Origin of the sequence: Sphingomonas changnyeongensis, assembly GCF_009913435.1 — a bacterium.
Taxonomy (GTDB): domain Bacteria; phylum Pseudomonadota; class Alphaproteobacteria; order Sphingomonadales; family Sphingomonadaceae; genus Sphingomonas_B; species Sphingomonas_B changnyeongensis.
The window spans coordinates 333,034-350,878 of the sequence record NZ_CP047895.1; the positions used below are offsets into that span (position 1 = coordinate 333,034).

A 17,845-nucleotide genomic window follows, 5' to 3' on the forward strand; every position below is an offset into this window, starting at 1 on the left:
TCAGAACCTGAAGCTGGCGTCGCTCGGCAGCGGCGAGGATTCGGCCAGCAGCACGATGGTGATGCGCCGGTTCTCGGGCCGCTCGGGCTGATCGGGATAGACGGGCTTGGTCGCGGCGAGCGCGACGACTTCGGAGAAACGGTCGGGCGTCAGCCCGCCGGCGATCAGCGCAGCGCGCGCGGCGAGCGCGCGGTCGGCCGACAGCTTCCAGTTCGCCTCGCTCTGGCCGCCGGTCGCGTCGGTATGGCCCTCGATCGCGATGCGCACGCCGCTCTTGCCGATCTTGCGCGCGACCTCGGTCAGCATGTTGCGCGCATAGGCGTTGAGCACCGCGGTGCCGCCCTGGAACATCGACCGGTTGGCATCGTCCATCAGGCTGATGCGGAGCCCGTCGCGCGACTGCTGCATCGCGATCGTCTGGCGTTCGGACTTGGGCGTCGTCACCGGCTGGAGCAGCAGCTTCAGCTCTTCGGCCATCACCCTGAGCGACGGATCGGGCACAGCCGCGCTGCCGCCCCGGGCGGTGCCCTGGGTGGCGGCCTCGGCGGTCGGCTGGCCGTTCGAGGTCGGGTTGTCGGACTGGGCACGCCGTGTGCGTCCGCCCAGCCCCGGCTGACGGCCGCTCAGGCTCTCGATCGTCTCGCCGGGCTTGCCCGACGCGCTCGAGGGCGAAAAATATTCGGCCAGGCCCTGCAGCTTTTCCTGATCGGGATCGGCGATCAGCCACAGCAGCATGAAGAACGCCATCATCGCGGTCACGAAGTCGGCATAGGCGACCTTCCACGCGCCGCCATGATGGCCGCCGCCGACGACCTTCTTGACGCGGCGGATGACAATCGGGCGCGCGTCGGACGAGGATGACGGATTGGCCGCCATGTCAGGCCGCCTTCAGCACGTCTTGCAGACGCCGCTGCATGACCTCGAGCCGGATCTCGGCCACCGCATCCTGGCCACTGATGCCCTCGGCCAGCCGGTCGAGCAGCCCGGCGGTTTCGGAGATGCGCTGGACGAGCAGGTCGAACGCCTGCAGCTGCTCGGTATATTTGAGCGCCAGATATTCGTCACAGGCCAGCACATCGGCCAGCTGCTCGATCATCGTGCGCACGTCGCGGATCTCGGTCGCGAGCGCGGTGCACAGCGTGGGGGCGAGGCTGTCGATGTGAGACATTGAATGATCCCGATCTTGAAGTTTGTCGTTGGTCGCAAAGGGCTCAGAACAGTTCGAGATCGCCGCCTGCGGCGACCGGCTTGGGCGGCTTGATCTGGATCGGCGGGGCCTGGGCCACACGCGAGCAGCGCGACTTGCCCTCATAGGCCAGAAACTCGACCCGCCGGGCGAAATTGCCGCCGACATCCTCATGCGCGATGGCGATGCCTTCGGTCTGGCAGAAACGCCGGGCGAAGCTGGCGTTCTGGCTGCCGATCGATCCCAGCCCGGCGACGACATTGGCGCCGCCATAGATATGCGCCTTCAGCCGGTCGCGCGACGCGCCGCGCGCCATCAGCGCGTTGATCAGCACTTCCATCGCATGCACGCCGTAACGCTGCATGTCCTGGGGCGACACATCATGTCCCGCGCTCGGCTCGCCGAGCAGGAAATGGTTCATGCCGCCGATCCGCGACACCGAATCCTGCAGGCACACCGCAATGCACGAGCCCAGCACCGTCGAGACGATGACATTGGCCTCGCTGACCACGGCATGTTCGCCCTGGACGATCGGGACACGGCGCATCGCGGCCGCGCTCATGTCAGCTCACCGAACACGCGCTCGATCTTTTCCTTGAGGGCGGCGGGGGCAAAGGGTTTGACAACATAGTTGTTGACCCCGAGCGCCGCCGCCCGCTGGACGATTTCACGGTCGGACGAGCCGGTGAGCATGATGAACACCGTCTTGCCGATGACCGGGTCCTTGCGGACCTCCTCGAGCAACTGGAGCCCGTCCATCTCGGGCATGTTATAGTCCGAGATGATCAGGTGCACGCGGTCGCTCTTGACCGCGCTCAGCGCCTCGACGGGATCCGCCTTGTCGCGCACGTCCTTGAACCCGAAGTCCTGGAGCGCGCGGCGGATCATCGCCCGCATGCTGGCCTGATCGTCGACGACCATCACCTTGATTGCCGCTGCAGCTGGCATGCCTTACTCTCCACCCACTTATTTGCGGCACGCGCCGAGGATCGCCTCGGGCATGGCCGAAAGATTCACCTGACGCTCGACTGCGCCCGCCTCGAATGCCGCGCGCGGCATGCCGTAGACGACGCAGGTATCCGCACTCTGGCCGAAGGTGCGCGCCCCGGCCCGGCGCATCGCCAGCAGCCCGGCCGCGCCGTCCTGACCCATCCCGGTCAGGATCGCGCCGACCGCGCCGGCCCCGCGCCTTGCGACCGAGTTGAACAGCACATCGACCGCAGGCCGGTGGCCGCCGACCGGATCGCTGGGCACCAGCTTGATGCGCGGCTGGCTGCTGTTGACCATCTCCATGTGGCAGGCCCCGCCCGGCGCGATATAGACATGGCCGCGCTCGACCGCCTGGCCGTCGGTCGCCTCGACCACCGTCATCGGCGCCGCCGCGTTCAGCCGGGCGGCAAAGCCGCCGGTAAAGGCAGCCGGCATGTGCTGGACGACCAGCACCGGCGGGCAGTCGGCGGGCAGCGAGCCGATCAGCGAGAACAGAGCCTCGACCCCGCCCGTCGACGCGCCGATGGCGATGATGACATCGCGATACTGGCCGTTGATCGCCGCCGGCTTGGGCGTGGTCGGTGCGCCGCCCGGGCGGACCCGCGAGCGCGCCGCGCTTTTGACCGTGCGGCGCAGCAGATCGGCATCGCGCATGATGTCGGCGGCATTGCCCGACGGTTTGGCGATGCAGTCGACCGCGCCTAGCCGCAGCGCCTCGATCGTGACCTCGGTGCCGCGCCCGGTGAGCGTCGAGCACATCACCACCGGCATCGGGCGCAGGCGCATGATCTTTTCAAGGAAGGACAGGCCGTCCATCCCCGGCATCTCGACATCGAGGGTCACGACATCGGGGTTCATGTCCTTGATGATCTGGCGCGCGCTGTGCGGTTCGGGGGCCAGCCCGACAACCTCGATCTCCGGGTCGGACCCGAGGATGCGGTTGAGGGCGGCGCGCATCGACGCGCTGTCGTCGACGATGACGACCCTGACGGGAGAAGCAGTCTTGACGGGGGACGCGATCACGCTCCGGCTCCATTTTTCACATAGATTGTCTGTCCGCACGGGCTCATGCCGTGCTGCGCGGGGCCGATCAGGCGTTCGGAATGGCCGATATAGAGATACCCCCAGGGGCGAGCTGATCGACGAGCCGCATCTCCAGCTCGCGCTTCGCATCGTCCTCGAAATAGATCATCACGTTGCGGCAGAAGATGACGTCATATTGCTGGCGCATCGGCCAGTCGGCGAACAGGTTGAGCAGCCGCGCGGTGACCAGGCTGCGCGCCTCCTCGACCATTTCGAACCCGCCCTGCACCGGCCGCATCCACGCCCGGCGATAGGGCTCGGGGATCGCCTCGGCGGTGGCCGCCGGATAGAAGCCGCGCGCCGTCGCCTTGACCATCGGCGGCGAGATGTCGGTCGCCAGCAGCTTCACATCCGCGCCGCGCAGCCAGCCGGCATGGCTGCGGTCGGTGCCGAGCAGGCACATGGCGACCGTGTAGATCTCCTCGCCCGACGAGCAGGCGGCCGACCAGATCCGCACCGGCCCGCGCCGGGCACGGTCCTTGAGCATCGGCAGCGCTGTTTCGCGCAGATGGTCGAAATGATGGACCTCGCGGAAGAAATGCGTGTGGTTGGTGGTGAGCGCCGTCACCATCTCCCCGCGCTCGACCGGGTTGGTCTCGACCAGCTTCACATAGTCGCGGAACGTCGCCAGCCCATGTTCGCGCAGCCGGCGCGACAGGCGCGAGTGCACGAGCGTCATCTTGGCCGCGGTCAGGTGAACGCGGCTTTCTGCCAGCATGATGCGCGCGATCGCGTCGAACTCGGCCCGGCCGAGTTCGGCCTCGCCGCCAAGCGGCGATGCGTGCGCGACGGCACCGGACAAGGGCGACGCCGTCATGCTCACGCAGCCAGATCCAGCTGGCGGGTGACGTTGAGCGCATCGAGATCGAGCAGCAGCACCATCGCGCCCTCGTCCGAGGCATCCTGCTGGGCACGGGTCTGCGCCTTGACGAGACCGGCGACCACGCCCGGTTCGGCCAGATCGATATCGGGCGCGGGCTGCACCTGGTTTTCGCTGATCGACACGATGTCGGCGACTTCATCGACCAGGAAGCCGGCCTGCTTGCCATCGCTGACGACGACCAGGATGCACGACCGGGCGTGCGGCACGCTCGGTTCCCAGCCCAGCCGTTCGGCAAGGCCGATGATCGGAATGACGGTGCCGCGCAGGTTGGCGACGCCCTTGATATACCCCGGCACGCCCGGCAGCGGCGTCGGCTCTTCCCATTCGCGGATCTCGATCAGCGCACTCATGTCGATGCCGAAGATACGGTTCGACAGGGTGAAGGTGACGATCTTGCGCTCGGCGGAGTTCACATTGGTCGTGGTCATGCTGCCAGTCCTTTCGGGGTCGCGCGGCCACCGACCGGATGGGCCGCGACAAGGGCTTCGATATCGAGGATCAGCGCGATCGACCCGTCGCCCAGCACGGTGGCGCCACCAAGGCCACGGATCGGGTAGAGATTCTGGTCGAGGCTCTTGATCACCACCTCGCGCCGGTCGTCGATCGTATCGACCATCAGCCCGACCAGGCCGGCGGTGTCGCTTTCGACGACGATGACCAGCGAATCCTCGGGCTCGCGGCTGTGCGCGGAATGGATGCCAAAGACATCGGCGAGCCTGCGGACCGGCAGATAGGACCCGCGCAGCTCGATCACCTCGTCCTGCGGCGACACGCGCTGCACCTGGCCCGGTGCGGGCTGGACCGATTCAACGACGCTCGCCAGCGGCAGCACGAAACGCTGGCCGCCCAGCCGGACGATCATCCCGTCGAGAATGGCGAGGGTGAGCGGCAGGATCATCGTGAACGACGTCCCTTCGCCCGGCACCGACGCGATCTCGACGCGCCCGCCTAGCGCCTCGATGTTCGAGCGGACGACGTCCATGCCGACGCCGCGCCCGGAAATGTTGGACACGACCTCGGCGGTCGAGAAACCCGGGGCGCAGATCAGCTGGTCGATTTCCTCGTTGGTCAGCTGCGCGTCGGGCGGGACAATGCCCTTTTCGATCGCCTTGGCGCGCACCCGCGCCCGGTCGATCCCGCGCCCGTCATCGCTCACCCGCACGATGATGCGGGCGCCCTTCTGTTCGGCGGACAGGCGGATCGTGCCTTCGGCGGGCTTGCCCTTGGCGATGCGGTCCTCGGGCTTTTCGACCCCGTGGTCGACCGCATTGCGGATCATGTGGGTCAGCGGGTCGCCGATCTTTTCGATCACGGTCTTGTCGACTTCGGTCGACTCGCCCGACACCTCCAGCACCACCTTCTTGCCGGTTTCGGTCTGCAGGTCGCGCAGCATGCGCGGCACGCGCGAAAACGCCTGCCGGATCGGCTGGGCGCGCAGCGACATCACGCTATCCTGGATCTGGCGCGTCAGCCGCGACAGCTGGGGCAGCTCGACCCGTTCCTGATCCTGCGGGGCCAGCCGGTCGGCAAGGATCGAGTTGCGGATCACCAGCTCGCCGACCAGGTTGAGCAGCTGGTCAAGCTTGGCCAGATCGACGCGGATGGTGAGCGACGCCGGCTCGGTCGCACGTTCCTGGCGCTCAGCGGCCGGAGCCGCAGGCGTGGCGGGTGCAGCGGCCGGCGGCACCAGCGCCAGCGCCGGCTTGGCCGGGGCAGCCGGCTCGGCTTCGGCAGCCGGCGGGGTGGCCGGTGCCGGCGCGGGAGCGGGCGGCGGCGCGGCGGCGGGTGTCGCGGCGACAGGCGCGGCCGGCGCGGGAGCGGGCGCGGGCGGCGCGTCGAGCGCCTCGCCCTCGCGGCTGATTTCGATCACCGAATCGGGCGCGACAAAGTCGAAGCATTCGCGGATCTCGTTCTCGGCGACCGACGCGGGCACCGACAGCGTCCAGGCGATATAGCCCTCGGCCGCTTCCATCTCGCGCAGCGGCGGGATCGCGCTCACATCGGCGGCAACGACCCGGCCATCGAGCCGCTCCAGCTCGCGAACCGTGAGCAGCGGTTCGGCGCCATTGGCCATCGCGGCGCGCGACGGCTTGAAATAGACGCGCCACGGCAGCGGTTCGGGATCGAGGTCGTCGAGCGAGACCGACACCGGCTCAAAGCCGAACGGATCGTCGAGCGCCTCGATCGACACCGTCACCGGCACAAAGCCGAATTCGTCGCCCTGATCGCTGGCGGCGGGGGCCGCCGCCTCAGGTGCGGGGGCAGCGGGTTCGGGCGCGGCAGGCGCGGCACCGGCGTCGCCGACGCCCTTGTTGGCCAGCACCTCGTCAAGCGTCGCCAGCATCGCGGCGTCGGCAGGCGGCGCGGACTGTTCCTGCGCGGCCTGGACATGGTCCGACAGGATGTCGAAGGCGCGCAGCAGCACCTGCACGACGCCAGCCGACGGCGCGATGCGGCTGGCGCGCACCTCGTCGAGCACATTCTCGAACCGGTGCGAGAAGGCGAGCAGTGCTGCATGGCCGAACGCGCCCGAACCGCCCTTGATCGAATGGACGGCACGGAACACGCCGGCGATCGTTTCCGAAGAGGTGTCGCCATCGGCCATCGCCGACAGCCCCTGTTCGGCCGCGATCAGCCCTTCGGCGCATTCCTCGAAAAAGATCGCCTGGATTTCGTCGAGCTCGTCGCTCACGGGCACACACGGCGGATCGCCGTCCCCAGCTTTTCCGCATCGAACGGCTTGGTGATCCAGCCGGTCGCCCCGGCTTCACGGGCGCGGGCCTTTTTCTCGTCGGAAAACTCGGTCGACAGCACGAGGATCGGCACGCCGCGGAAGCACGGCTCGGCGCGCACCGCCTCGATCAGCTGGAACCCGTCCATCTTGGGCATGTTGATGTCGGTGATCAGCAGGTCGGGCTTGACCTCGTGCATCCGCTCCAGGCCATGTTCGCCGTCATTGGCGGTTTCGATGGTGAAGCCCTGCGCACCCAGCGACGCCTTCAGCAGCATCCGCATGCTCGCCGAATCATCGACGGTCAGGATCAGCTTGCTCATTGTTCCCGTTCCTTTTCCATCTCAAGGCCAAGCGGCTCTCCAAGCCGGCAGGCGGCCACCCGCGCGAGAAAGGCCTCGCTGGGCGCGTTGATCGCAAAATGAAGACCCTCGGCCTGCGCATGGGCGCGGGCCGCGACGAGCAGCTGCAGCATGGCCTGGCCGACATTTTCCACCTGCGACGCATCGATGGTCATGTCGGCATTGGCGTCCGCCGCGTGAACGAAGCGGGCCTGCAGGTCTTCCGCCGCAACGGTGGTGCCGTTGGCGGGAAGCACGATGGGCTGACCGGCCCCGGCCGGATCAGGCAGCGATGGCGTTGATGTCATTCTTGGCCTCGTCGAGGGCTGTTTCGAGCTGCTGGAAGCTGGGTGCGTGGGCCGACGGGGTCAGCCGGCGCGCGATCTCGGTCGCGACCTGGATCGGCACGCCCTGGGCGTAGGCAACGATCGCGGCCTTGACGATGGTGTAGGGCTTGGAATCCTCCTCGATCACCTCGGCGAGCTTCGACGCGAGCGGCCCGACCAGGCAGTAGGAGAGGAGAACCCCGAGAAAGGTGCCGACCAGCGCGCCGCCGATCATCGCGCCGAGGATCTCGGTCGGCTGGTCGATCGAGGCCATGGTCTTGATGACGCCCAGAACGGCGGCGACGATGCCGATCGCCGGCAGGCCGTCGGCCATGCTCTGCAGCGCGTGCTGCGGGGCCATTTCCTCATGATGGTGGCGCTCGATATCGGCCTCCATCGCCTCGGCCAGCTGGTTCGGGTCATCGAAGCTGACCGTCATCATGCGCACATAGTCGCAGACGAACTCGATCAGGTGATGGTCGGCCAGGATCTTCGGGTAGCGCGAGAAGATCGCGCTTTCTTCCGGATTGTCGATGTGCGGCTCGATGCCGGTCGCGCCCTTCTTCTTGAAGGTCGTGAACAGGATGAACAGCATCGACAGCAGGTCGCGGTACAGCTCGGTCGTCCAGCGCGGCCCCTTGAAGGACCGCCCCAGCCCCTTGCCGGCCAGCTTCACCGTGTGCATCGAGTTCGCCACGAGGAACGCGCCCACGGCCGCGCCCCCGATCGCCATCATTTCGTGCGGCAGTGCGTGAAGGACGATGTCCATCTTGCCGCCCGAGATGATGAAGCTGCCGAACACGCAGCCCATGATGATGAGAAGTCCGATACCGTTGATCACATGCACCACCCGGCCGCAGCCGTCCTCCGACGAATATTGGTGTTATAGGATGAAAGCGGCCGGGCCGTCCGACGGGCGCCAGAATCTCGCACGGGACCGGTTGCGACCGCCTCTTTCCCCTGCCGCGCGGGTGCAGCGGAGCGACGGCATGCAGCGGCGGCAAGCCGTTTGCGGCAAGGAGTTGGGGCCGATTGCGCCCGGATCAGCGTTAATCGTCTAGAATGGGGGAAAAGACGGAGTGTCCGAATGTCTCTCGCGACCTATCAGCGCGTCCGCAGCATGGCGGAAACCCCGCGGGCGATGGAATATCGCCTGATCGGCCAGATCACCGGCGAACTGCTTGGTGCGTGGGAAAACGGGCTGCGCGGCCCGGCGCTGATGCCCGCGCTGCACCGCAACCGCGAAATGTGGAGCACATTTTCCGCCGCCTGCGCCGCGCCCGGCAACGAACTGCCCGACCAGCTGCGCGCCGCGATCATCTCGCTCGCCCTGTGGGTCGACCGCTTCACGACCGACGTCGTGGCGGGCCGCGACACGATCGAGCCGCTGGTGATCGTCAATCGCTCGATCCTCGAGGGGCTGGGCCAGGGCCGGGCCGTCGCCGCCTGACAGCGCGCCCGCAGGCCGGCGGGATCAGACCTCCGGCCGGTCCGCGGTCATCCGGTCAAGATTGGCGAAGGCGATCCTGAGGACCATCAGCAGATTTTCATATTCATAGGGTTTTTCGAGAAAATCGCACGCGCCGGCGGCAAGCGCATCGACCGCCACGTTCACATCCTCGTGCGCGGTGATCATCACCACCGAAAATGGCAGCCGCTGCGCCACGATCTGTTCGAGGACGGCCAGCCCGTTCAGCCCCGGCATGTAATAATCGAGCAGCACCACACCCGGATCGAGCGACGCCGCGCAGGCCGCGAATTCTGTCCCGGAATCAAAGGCGTCGATATGGGCATCTGTCAGCGTCGCCAGCAGCAGCTGAAGTGACTGACGCACATCGGCGTCGTCGTCGACGATGTAGATATGCCGCATCCGACCTGTCTCTCTCCCCCTGAACGGCCGGTTCAAGAGCCGGACCTTAACCTTGGTTGCAACGCGCCTCAAGCATTGATGGGACGCCCCACCGAAAACTTCCGTTCCGGTTATGACTTGCACCCCGGCGCACCTGAGCTATGCTGGTCTAGTCACGTCGGCTTAGACGTTGATTTGTAACAGTAACGCGAAAGCCGGCACGTTGATCAAATGCCGGCCGCAGCGGCGGCAAAGGGTTCAGATGAGGTGACGGGGATCGCCGGCCCTGTGCATGATGTGCCGGCCACCGCGCCGGATAACGGCCGGCTGCCTGCCGCCACCGGTCACCCCACTTTGTCCCCCCGCGATCTCGACCCGATCATCCGCTTCGCAGCCGAGCTGTGCAGCGCGGATGGGGCGGCCTTTGCGCAGCCGCTGCCGGGCGGCGGGCATCTGCTCGTCGCGCGCACCGGCATCGTGCCCGAACAGCTGCCGCCGGGGCCGGACGAAGGCCTGCATGCCGATGGCATCAGCTGGGTGGCCGATCTCGACGCCGGGTCGCAGGGGCTGGGCGCTGCGCTCGCCGCCGCTGGCATCGCGGCCCGGTTCCTCGCCGAAGCGCCGGTGATCGACGATGGCGGCCAGTGCGCGGGGGTGCTGTTCCTGATCGCCGCTGCGCCGCGCCCCGCCGGGCTGACCATGGTCGAACGTCACGGGCTGGAGCTTCTTGCCGGGCAGATCCTCGGCCTCATCCGCCTGGCCCGCGCACGGGCGAACGAGGCGCGGCAGACCCAGCGGCTGCGCGCCCGGCAGGCGCGGCTGACCGACAGCCGCCGCAAGCTGGCCGAACTCTACCGGTCGGCCCCGGTCGGGCTCTACATGCTCGACCGCCGGCTGCGGTGCCGGCAGATCAACCCGCGCATGATCGCGATGCTCGGCATCTCCGGACGCGAAAATGCCCCGCTGCCGGCCGGCTTCAACGCGCTGATGGCGCCTGCCCACCGCCATGTGATCGAGCGCGGGGAAACCCTGACCGATCTGCCGGTCGAATATCTGCGCGACGGAGCCGATGCCGGCGACCCGCCGCGCGAGTTTCTGGCCAGCCTGTTTCCGCTGCGCCGCCGCGACGGCCGCACCCTCGGCCTGATCGGCGCGGCGCTCGACGTCACGGCGGCGCTTGCCCAGGAACGGCGGCTGCGCGAGGCCGAGGAACGCTACCGGCTGGCGCTGGGGGCGACGCGGGACGCGATCTGGGACTGGGATCTGGCGCACGACCGCATCATCTGGTCCGACGGCATCCAGAGCCAGTTCGGTCATATGCTTGCGGGCAACGAAACCCCGGTCGACTGGTGGACGGCGCATGTCCATGACGATGACCGGGCACGGGTGGTCGCCGATCTCCAGGCCAAGATCGACGGCACCGCCCTGCACTGGAGCGCCGAATACCGGTTCGCGCGGGCCGATGGCAGCTATGCGATGGTGCTGGATCGCGGCACGCTGATCCGCGACGAACATGGCCGGGTGATCCGCGCGATCGGGGCGATCCTCGACCAGTCCGAACGCAAGGCCGCCGAGGCCGAGCTGCGCGAGACGCAGGAGGATCTGCTGCGCGTCTCGCGGCTGACGGCGATGGGCGCGGTCGCAAGCACGCTGGCCCATGAGCTGAACCAGCCGCTGACCGCCTGCGCCAACTATCTCGCCTTGTTGCGCACCCCCAAGGCCGAGGCCGAGGATGGCCAGTATATCCGGCTGATGGCCGCCGAACGCGCGACGGCGGAGATTCTGCGCGCCAGCGAAATCGTGCGCCGCATCCGCCGCTTCGCCTCGACCGGCGAACTCAGCCGCCGCCCCGAACCGCTGGCGCCGGTGATCTGGCGGGCATGGGAATCGGTCAGACAGCTGCCGGGTGCGCAGGGGATGCAGTTCGAAGTGCGGATCGACAGCCCGGCCGCCATCGCCGCCATCGACCGTGTGCAGATCGAACAGGTGCTCAACAATCTGATGCGCAACGCGGTCGAGGCGATGGCCGGCCGGCCGGACCGCCGGCTGGTGATCGCCGCGATGCGCGTCGGCGAACAGAGCGTCATCCGGATCGCCGATAACGGCCCGGGGCTGACCGCCGAGATGAAGACGCATCTGTTCGAGCCGTTCCGCACCACCAAGGCCAGCGGCCTCGGCCTCGGCCTGCCGCTATGCCGCACCATCGTCGAGGCGCATGGCGGGCGCATCTGGGCCGAGGACGGCGCGGACGGCGGCACGGTGTTCGCGATCAGCCTGCCCGAAGACGTGCCGGGACAGGCGGAGCCCGCCGCGGCGACCTGACCGGCCACCCGCCTGCCCCCTATCTGTCCGCCGCCCGCGCCCCCGGCACGACGCCCGTCCTATAAGGGAAAGGGTAAATGACAGGCGGGACGGCATTGTGAAGGGCGTGATCTTCAACCTGGTCGAAGAGGTTGTCGCCGAGGCGTTCGGGGCGGATGCGTGGGACGCGATGCTCGACAGCGCCGGGCTGGACGGCGCCTATACGTCGCTCGGCAGCTATCCCGACGCCGAACTGACCGCGCTCGTGATGGCCGGCGCAGGGCTGACCGGTGCCGCGCCCGACGCGCTGGTCCGCGACATCGGCCGGCTGGCCATTCCCCGGCTCGAAGCGCGCTATCCGCAATTCTTTGCCGGGGCCGGCAATGCCCGCGCCTTCATCCTCGCGATCAACACCATCATCCATCCCGAGGTGCGCAAGCTCTACAGCGGTGCCCATTGCCCGCATTTCCATTTCGCAACGCATGGCCGGGGGCTGATCCTCGGCTATGACAGCCCGCGCCGCCTGTGCCACCTTGCCCATGGCTTTATCGACGGGCTCGCCCTGCGCTATGGCGAACAGATCAGCGTCAGCCAGCCGCGCTGCATGCATCGCGGCGATGCCATGTGCCAGCTGCAGCTCGACTGGGCATGACCGCACAGCCGATCCCGGGCAGCTTCGCCCCCGCGCGCGACCCCGATATGGTGATCCGTCGCCTGGAGGCGCGGCTGGCGCGCGAGCGGCAGGCGCGGCTGGCCGCCGAGGCGATCGCCGAAAAGGGCCTGCGCGACCTGTATGTCAGCCGCAACCGGCTCGAGCTGCTCTACCGCATCGTTCATATCGCCAACGAGACCGATGATCCGCTGACCGCGATCGGCGATGCGGTGCGCGAAATCTGCCTTGGGGCGGGATGGGCGTTCGGCCATGCGCTGGCGCTGGCGGGCGCGCGCCCTGAAGACGGGCTGCGCAGCACCGGGCGCTGGTTCGCGCAGATGCCCGATCAGCTGTTTCCCTTTCTCCACGCCTCGCAGCACCGCGTGTTCGGGCCGGAGACGTCGCTGGTCGGCCGGCTGCTCGGCGACCGGCGGCCGTGCTGGACCGGCGATCTGTCGGGCGACAGCGGCTTCACGCGCGCGGCCGCCGCACGCCGCTGCGGCCTTGCCGGCGCGGTGGTCGCGCCGGTGCTGGTCGGGTCGGAACTTGTGGCAGGGATGGAGTTCTTCCTCGCCGACAGCCAGCCGCCCGACCCCGAATGGCTGGAGCTGCTGGCCCAGGCCGGCGTGCAGATCGGCCGCGTCTTCCAGCGCGAGCAGCATGCCCGGCAGCTGATCGACAATGCGACCCGCGATCCGCTGACGCGCCTGCCCAATCGCGGCTATTTCGAACAGCGGCTGCACGCCGCCTTTGCGGCGGCGCACGCCAGCGGACCGGGCCGGGTCGCGGTGCTGTTCATCGATCTGGACGGGTTCAAGCTGGTCAACGACACGCTGGGTCATCCGGCCGGCGATGCGCTGATCAAGGCGGTGGCGGCGCGGCTGGGAGATGTCACCTCGCGGCTGGCGGCCGAACCCGGCATCGGCGATCTGCTGCTTGCCCGGCTGGGCGGGGACGAGTTCGTGCTGATGGTGGCGGGCGACGGCATCGCTGTGCGGGCCGAGGCGATGGCCGCTGCCGTGCACGAGGCACTGGCGCCCCGCCACCTGATCGCGGGCACCGAAGTGCGGACCATGGGGAGCATCGGCATCGCCATCGACGATGGCCGGAGCACCGACCCCGCCGACCTGATCCGCGACGCCGACATCGCGATGTTCGCCGCCAAATCGAAAGGCGCGGGCCGCACCGCGCTGTTCACCGCCGCGATGCACGCCGAAGCGGTGCGGCGGTTCGAGATCGAGACAGACCTGCGCGCAGCGATCGAGGACGAGGCGTTCGAGCTGCATTACCAGCCGATCGTCACCCTGGCCGACCGCGCGGTCGTGGCGTTCGAGGCGCTGCTGCGCTGGCGGCGCGCCGACGGGCGGCTGGAAATGCCCGATGCCTTCATTCCCGCAGCGGAGAAGAACGGCCTGATCGTCGCCATCGGCACCTGGGTGCTGCGCGAGGCCTGTCGCACGGCGGCACGCTGGCGCGCGCAGCTGGGCGGGCGGCATTTCCATCTGAGCGTCAACATCGCGCCGCAGCAGTTCCAGCAGCCCAACTTCACCGACCAGCTGTGCGCGATCCTGCTGGAAACCGGGGCCGATCCCCGCAACATCTGCCTCGAGCTGACCGAGAGCGCGGCGATGGTCAATCCGGCGCACGCCGCCGCCACCGTCGCGCGGCTGCGCCAGCTTGGCCTCAGGGTCAGTGTCGATGATTTCGGCACCGGCTATTCGGCGCTCGCCCATCTTCAGCACATGCCGGTCGATACGCTCAAGATCGACCGGTCGTTCATCACCGCGCAGCAGGCGGGCAATGCCGACTGGGCGATTGTCGGCGCGATGACCCAGCTGGCCGAGGCGCTGCAGCTGAACGTCGTCGTCGAGGGCATTGAAAGCGACTATCAGCTGGGCGAGCTGGAGCGGATGGGCTGCGGCTATGGCCAAGGCTGGCTGTTCGGGCGGCCAATGGCCGAAGCGGACGCCTATCGCATGATCGCGGCCAGCGCGGACGGGACCCGTGCGGAGGGGGCCGGACCGGCAGACGGCGCAGACCAAAGCTGAACCGGACACCCACGGCTTCGCCAGCGCGGCAATGGCCGGGCCATCGGATCGATTGTTGGGGAGTCGCTCAACAGCGGCGGTGGTGGACAGGGATGGATTCGAACCACCGTAGGGCGAAGCCCGGCAGATTTACAGTCTGCTGCCTTTAACCACTCGGCCACCTGTCCATGGGCCGCTGTCGAGCGAGGGCGCTCCCATGACGGCTCTCGGCGCGCCTGTCAATCGGCCTGTCGTCGACGCTTGAGGATCATGCCCTCCGGCCGGGCGGGGATGGCGGGGCGGGTTGTGCCGGGCGGGATCGCTGCTAAGCCCGGCGGGACAAGCCGCGCCACAAGGGAGGATAAATGCGCCGCATCGCACGCGCCCTGTTGATCGCCAGCTGCGCCCTCATGCCCATGACGCCCGTGCTGGCCGCCGCCGCGCGCGCGCAGGAGAACCGGGCCGAGACGATCAACCGGATCATCGACCAGGGGCTCAATCACAGCGAGGCGATGCTGATCGCCCATCATCTGACCGACCGAATCGGCGGGCGCATGACCAACTCGCCCGCCATGCGCGCGGCTGAACGCTGGACGGCGGACCGGTTCCGCGCCTGGGGGCTGGCGAATGTGCGGGCGGAGCCGTTCCGGTTCGGCCGGGGCTGGGAAATCCTGTCGTCGCGCGTCACCCTGGTGTCGCCGCGTCCGCTGGCGCTGACCGCCATCCCCGTCGCCTGGACGCCGCCCACGCCCGGCACGGTGCGCGCGCCGGTGATCGTCGCGCCGATCAAGCGCGAACGCGATTTCGCGGCCTGGAAGGGCAGGCTTGCCGGCAGGATCGTCATGATCTCGCTGCCCGGCACCGGCGACGAGCCGAACGAAGCGCCGTTCCGCCGCCTGTCCGACAGCGATCTGGCCGGGCTCGACCGGCTGGAGCCGCACCGCCACGACCCGGCGGAGATTGCCCGCCAGCTGCGCCGCGCCAGTTTCGATGCGAAGCTCGATGCGTTTCTGAAGGCCGAGGGCGCGGTCGCCTGGGTGCGCCGCTCCTATCGCGACGGCAAGCTGGTGCATGGCGAGGGCTATGGCTTTGCGCGCGGGGCGACCCCGTCGCTGCCCGGCATCGAGCTGGCCGCCGAGGATTATCGCCGCGTTGCGCGGCTGGCGCAGGGCGGCGAGCCGCCGGTGCTCGAAATCCTGAGCGATGTCCGCTTCGACGACAGCGACGAGAACGCCTATAACATCATCGCCGAAGTCCCCGGCACCGATCCCGCCGCCGGCTATGTGATGGCGGGCGCGCATCTCGACAGCTGGGTGGCCGCGGATGGCGCGGCCGACAATGCCGCCGGCGTCGCCGCGGTGATGGAGGCGGCGCGCATCCTGAAGACGCTCGGCATCCGGCCGAAGCGCACGATCCGCTTCGCGCTGTGGGCGGGCGAGGAACAGGCGCTGCTCGGCAGCCTCGCCTATGTGAACCGCCATCTCGCCAGCTGGCCGCCAATGCCCGAGGGGATGAGCGGCGACGAGGTCTATTACCGCGCGATCCATGCCTGGCCGATCACCCGCAAGCCGGGCGCCGCCGATCTGGCCGCCTATTTCAACATCGACAATGGCGCGGGGCGCATCCGCGGCATCCATGCCGAACACAATGTCGGCGCGGTGCCGCTGCTGCGCGACTGGCTGGCCCCCTTTGCCAGCCTGGGGGCGGGGCAGGTGGCGATCGCGCGCACCGGCGGCACCGACCATGTGTTCATGCAGCGCGCCGGCCTGCCGGGGTTCCAGTTCATCCAGGACCCGCTGGATTATGACAGCCGCATCCACCACACCAACGCCGACACCTTCGATCACCTGAAGGGCGACGATCTGCGCCAGGCGGCGACGGTGCTGGCGGGGATGCTGTTCCAGGCGGCTGACAGTGCCGAGCGGTTGCCGGCGATGCCGGCCCCGACCGAGCCTGTCGCCACCGATCCGTTCAAGGTCGAGGATCCCGACAATGCCCAGGACTGAACGCTGATGGCGCGCGGCCATCGTCCCTCGCGCCCGTCGGGCGGCCGTCCCCGTTTCTGGGGCCGGCACGCCGTTGGCGCGGCGCTCGCCAATCCCGCCCGGCGCGCGGTCAAGCTGTGGGCGACGCGCGAGGCGGCGGCACGGCTCGATCTGCCCGCCGACCTGCCGGTCACGCTGGCCGACGCCGCCGATCTCGGCCGGCTGGTGCCGCCCGATGCGCCGCATCAGGGGCTGGTGCTCGATGTCGATCCCCTGCCCGACGCGTATCTGGACGAGCTGCTCGAACGCCCCGGCCCGGCGACGTTGCTGGTGCTCGATCAGGTGACCGATCCGCACAATGTCGGCGCGATCCTGCGTTCGGCAGCGGCGTTCGATGCGGTCGGCATCGTGACGCAGGACCGGCACAGCCCGCCCGAATCGGGCGCGCTCGCCAGATCGGCCTCGGGCGCGCTCGAACTCGTGCCCTGGGTGCGGGTGGTGAACCTCGCCCGCGCGCTCGACGAGATTGCCGAAGCGGGCTTCTGGCGGATCGGCCTGGCCGGCGAGGCGACGCGCAACCTTGCCGACACGCTCGGGCCGGCGCGGATCGCGCTGGTGCTGGGGGCCGAGGGCGAGGGCATCCGCCCAACACCGCCGCGCATTGCGACGAGCTGGCACGGCTGCCGATCTCGCCGCGCGTGGAAAGCCTCAACGTCTCGAACGCGGCTGCCATCTCGCTCTATGCGGCGATGACCGGGCGGACCGGGCAGGATTGATGCCGATGCCCGATCTGCCCCCCTCGCCCTGCGCCGGCTGGCGGCGCTGCTGCTGATGCCGCTGCTGCTGACCGGCTGCCTGCTGACGCCGGGCAAGTTCAGCTCGCGCCTGACGGTCAATGCCGATCGCAGCTTCACCTTCAGCTATCAGGGCGAGGTGATCGCGCTTGATCCCGATAAGGCGATGTCGGGGGCCATGTCGGACGCGATCGAGGGCGCGGCAAAGAACAAGGCCGAGGCGGCGAAGAACCGCGAGGCCGAGGGCCGCGACAATGCCGCGAAGAATGCGGCGCTGGCCGAGGCGCTTGGCCGCGAGGCCGGCTATCGCTCGGTCCGCTATCTGGGCGGCAACCGCTTCCTGATCGATTATCAGCTGAGCGGGACGCTCAGCCACGGCTTCGTGTTTCCGTTCAACAGCGATGCCGGCGCGATCTTCCCGTTCCTGTCGGTCGAGCTGCGCGCCAACGGCACCGTCCGCGTCAAGGCGCCGGGCTTTGCCGCCGATGACAGCGGGCTGGGCCGCGACGCGCCGGGGATGAACCGCCCCGCCTCCGAGGTGGACGGCGTGTTCGTGATCGACACCGACGCCGAAATCGTCAGCCAGAACAGCGAGGATGGCGCGACCGCCGGCACCGAGGGCCGGCGGCTGCTGAGCTGGAAGGCGACGCCGCTCACCCGCGACGCGCCGACCGCCGTGCTGCGCCTGAAGTAAAGC

The 17,845-nt window shown here is 68.7% G+C and carries 18 protein-coding genes, 1 tRNA gene and 2 pseudogenes; 8 read left to right on the forward strand and 13 right to left on the reverse strand.

Annotated features, from left to right (window positions below; translation table 11 throughout):
* The 11 genes from GVO57_RS01660 to motA form a co-directional block, all read right to left on the reverse strand.
* On the reverse strand, positions 1-876 hold the full coding sequence (locus tag GVO57_RS01660) for a flagellar motor protein MotB (RefSeq protein WP_160591320.1): 876 nt from the start codon (positions 874-876) through the stop codon (positions 1-3).
* Between the two features lies 1 nt (position 877).
* Positions 878-1,168, reverse strand: a complete 291-nt coding sequence (locus tag GVO57_RS01665; protein ID WP_160591322.1) for a hypothetical protein — start codon at positions 1,166-1,168, stop codon at positions 878-880.
* A gap of 43 nt (positions 1,169-1,211) precedes the next feature.
* Complete coding sequence (locus GVO57_RS01670; RefSeq protein WP_160593761.1) at positions 1,212-1,733, reverse strand: chemotaxis protein CheD; 522 nt, start codon at positions 1,731-1,733, stop codon at positions 1,212-1,214.
* An 11-nt stretch (positions 1,734-1,744) separates the two neighbouring features.
* On the reverse strand, positions 1,745-2,134 hold the full coding sequence (locus GVO57_RS01675) for a response regulator (protein ID WP_201752672.1): 390 nt from the start codon (positions 2,132-2,134) through the stop codon (positions 1,745-1,747).
* A gap of 18 nt (positions 2,135-2,152) precedes the next feature.
* Positions 2,153-3,133: a protein-glutamate methylesterase/protein-glutamine glutaminase gene (locus tag GVO57_RS01680; RefSeq protein ID WP_160593763.1), complete on the reverse strand. Its 981-nt coding sequence runs from the start codon at positions 3,131-3,133 to the stop codon at positions 2,153-2,155.
* Positions 3,134-3,266: 133 nt separating this feature from the next.
* Positions 3,267-4,076 (reverse strand): CheR family methyltransferase, encoded by an 810-nt coding sequence (locus GVO57_RS01685; RefSeq protein ID WP_327785564.1) that lies wholly within the window; start codon positions 4,074-4,076, stop codon positions 3,267-3,269.
* 2 nt (positions 4,077-4,078) lie between these two features.
* Positions 4,079-4,570, reverse strand: a complete 492-nt coding sequence (locus GVO57_RS01690) for a chemotaxis protein CheW (RefSeq protein ID WP_160591324.1) — start codon at positions 4,568-4,570, stop codon at positions 4,079-4,081.
* On the reverse strand, positions 4,567-6,834 hold the full coding sequence (locus GVO57_RS01695) for a chemotaxis protein CheA (RefSeq protein WP_160591326.1): 2,268 nt from the start codon (positions 6,832-6,834) through the stop codon (positions 4,567-4,569). The genes GVO57_RS01690 and GVO57_RS01695 overlap by 4 nt, the downstream gene beginning before the upstream one ends.
* Positions 6,831-7,196 carry a response regulator gene (locus tag GVO57_RS01700; RefSeq protein ID WP_160591328.1) on the reverse strand — a complete coding sequence of 122 codons (366 nt, stop codon included), beginning with the start codon at positions 7,194-7,196 and terminating at the stop codon, positions 6,831-6,833. The genes GVO57_RS01695 and GVO57_RS01700 overlap by 4 nt, the downstream gene beginning before the upstream one ends.
* Positions 7,193-7,471, reverse strand: a complete 279-nt coding sequence (locus tag GVO57_RS01705) for an STAS domain-containing protein (protein ID WP_233281429.1) — start codon at positions 7,469-7,471, stop codon at positions 7,193-7,195. The genes GVO57_RS01700 and GVO57_RS01705 overlap by 4 nt, the downstream gene beginning before the upstream one ends.
* 25 nt (positions 7,472-7,496) lie before the next feature.
* Positions 7,497-8,381: a flagellar motor stator protein MotA gene (gene motA, locus GVO57_RS01710; protein ID WP_160591332.1), complete on the reverse strand. Its 885-nt coding sequence runs from the start codon at positions 8,379-8,381 to the stop codon at positions 7,497-7,499.
* 246 nt (positions 8,382-8,627) lie between these two features.
* On the opposite strand from motA, the gene flaF reads away from it, so the two are divergent.
* On the forward strand, positions 8,628-8,990 hold the full coding sequence (flaF, locus tag GVO57_RS01715) for a flagellar biosynthesis regulator FlaF (RefSeq protein ID WP_160591334.1): 363 nt from the start codon (positions 8,628-8,630) through the stop codon (positions 8,988-8,990).
* A gap of 24 nt (positions 8,991-9,014) precedes the next feature.
* Here flaF and GVO57_RS01720 read toward each other — a convergent pair whose 3' ends face one another.
* Complete coding sequence (locus GVO57_RS01720; protein WP_160591336.1) at positions 9,015-9,410, reverse strand: response regulator transcription factor; 396 nt, start codon at positions 9,408-9,410, stop codon at positions 9,015-9,017.
* A gap of 246 nt (positions 9,411-9,656) precedes the next feature.
* On the opposite strand from GVO57_RS01720, the gene GVO57_RS01725 reads away from it, so the two are divergent.
* The 3 genes from GVO57_RS01725 to GVO57_RS01735 all read left to right on the forward strand — a co-directional run bounded on the left by GVO57_RS01725 (position 9,657) and on the right by GVO57_RS01735 (position 14,390).
* Complete coding sequence (locus tag GVO57_RS01725; protein ID WP_160591338.1) at positions 9,657-11,711, forward strand: PAS domain-containing sensor histidine kinase; 2,055 nt, start codon at positions 9,657-9,659, stop codon at positions 11,709-11,711.
* A 97-nt stretch (positions 11,712-11,808) separates the two neighbouring features.
* Entirely contained in the window at positions 11,809-12,342 is a 534-nt protein-coding gene (locus GVO57_RS01730; RefSeq protein ID WP_160591340.1) for a heme NO-binding domain-containing protein, read from the forward strand.
* The gene (locus GVO57_RS01735; protein WP_160591342.1) at positions 12,339-14,390 is read left to right on the forward strand and encodes a putative bifunctional diguanylate cyclase/phosphodiesterase; all 2,052 of its coding nucleotides are present in this window, start codon (positions 12,339-12,341) and stop codon (positions 14,388-14,390) included. Before GVO57_RS01730 ends, GVO57_RS01735 begins: the two co-directional genes overlap by 4 nt.
* 80 nt (positions 14,391-14,470) lie before the next feature.
* On the opposite strand, the gene GVO57_RS01740 is transcribed toward GVO57_RS01735, so the two are convergent.
* Positions 14,471-14,557 (reverse strand) — tRNA-Tyr (locus GVO57_RS01740).
* A 228-nt stretch (positions 14,558-14,785) separates the two neighbouring features.
* Between GVO57_RS01740 and GVO57_RS01745 the strand changes: the two genes are divergently transcribed.
* The 4 genes and pseudogenes from GVO57_RS01745 (at position 14,786) to GVO57_RS01755 (ending at position 17,842) form a co-directional block, all read left to right on the forward strand.
* On the forward strand, positions 14,786-16,375 hold the full coding sequence (locus GVO57_RS01745) for a M20/M25/M40 family metallo-hydrolase (protein WP_233281430.1): 1,590 nt from the start codon (positions 14,786-14,788) through the stop codon (positions 16,373-16,375).
* Positions 16,376-16,381: 6 nt separating this feature from the next.
* Positions 16,382-16,573, forward strand: a pseudogene (locus GVO57_RS15545) (23S rRNA (guanosine(2251)-2'-O)-methyltransferase RlmB); the annotation flags it as partial.
* 36 nt (positions 16,574-16,609) lie between these two features.
* Positions 16,610-17,130 (forward strand): annotated as a pseudogene (locus GVO57_RS01750) (23S rRNA (guanosine(2251)-2'-O)-methyltransferase RlmB).
* Positions 17,131-17,185: 55 nt separating this feature from the next.
* Positions 17,186-17,842, forward strand: a complete 657-nt coding sequence (locus GVO57_RS01755) for a hypothetical protein (protein WP_160591347.1) — start codon at positions 17,186-17,188, stop codon at positions 17,840-17,842.
* Positions 17,843-17,845: the final 3 nt, after the last annotated feature.

Bases quoted from the DNA above. Each gene is read 5' to 3' on its own strand.
- GVO57_RS01675 (WP_201752672.1), bottom strand. From the start codon at position 2,134: ATGCCAGCTGCAGCGGCAATCAAGGTGATGGTCGTCGACGATCAGGCC.
- flaF (WP_160591334.1), top strand. From the start codon at position 8,628: ATGTCTCTCGCGACCTATCAGCGCGTCCGCAGCATGGCGGAAACCCCG.
- GVO57_RS01720 (WP_160591336.1), bottom strand. From the start codon at position 9,410: ATGCGGCATATCTACATCGTCGACGACGACGCCGATGTGCGTCAGTCA.
- GVO57_RS01680 (WP_160593763.1), bottom strand. From the start codon at position 3,133: ATGCGCGCCGCCCTCAACCGCATCCTCGGGTCCGACCCGGAGATCGAG.
- GVO57_RS01665 (WP_160591322.1), bottom strand. From the start codon at position 1,168: ATGTCTCACATCGACAGCCTCGCCCCCACGCTGTGCACCGCGCTCGCG.
- GVO57_RS01660 (WP_160591320.1), bottom strand. From the start codon at position 876: ATGGCGGCCAATCCGTCATCCTCGTCCGACGCGCGCCCGATTGTCATC.
- GVO57_RS01735 (WP_160591342.1), top strand. From the start codon at position 12,339: ATGACCGCACAGCCGATCCCGGGCAGCTTCGCCCCCGCGCGCGACCCC.
- GVO57_RS01755 (WP_160591347.1), top strand. From the start codon at position 17,186: ATGCCGCTGCTGCTGACCGGCTGCCTGCTGACGCCGGGCAAGTTCAGC.
- GVO57_RS01685 (WP_327785564.1), bottom strand. From the start codon at position 4,076: ATGACGGCGTCGCCCTTGTCCGGTGCCGTCGCGCACGCATCGCCGCTT.
- GVO57_RS01670 (WP_160593761.1), bottom strand. From the start codon at position 1,733: ATGCGCCGTGTCCCGATCGTCCAGGGCGAACATGCCGTGGTCAGCGAG.
- GVO57_RS01690 (WP_160591324.1), bottom strand. From the start codon at position 4,570: ATGACCACGACCAATGTGAACTCCGCCGAGCGCAAGATCGTCACCTTC.
- GVO57_RS01700 (WP_160591328.1), bottom strand. From the start codon at position 7,196: ATGAGCAAGCTGATCCTGACCGTCGATGATTCGGCGAGCATGCGGATG.
- GVO57_RS01745 (WP_233281430.1), top strand. From the start codon at position 14,786: ATGACGCCCGTGCTGGCCGCCGCCGCGCGCGCGCAGGAGAACCGGGCC.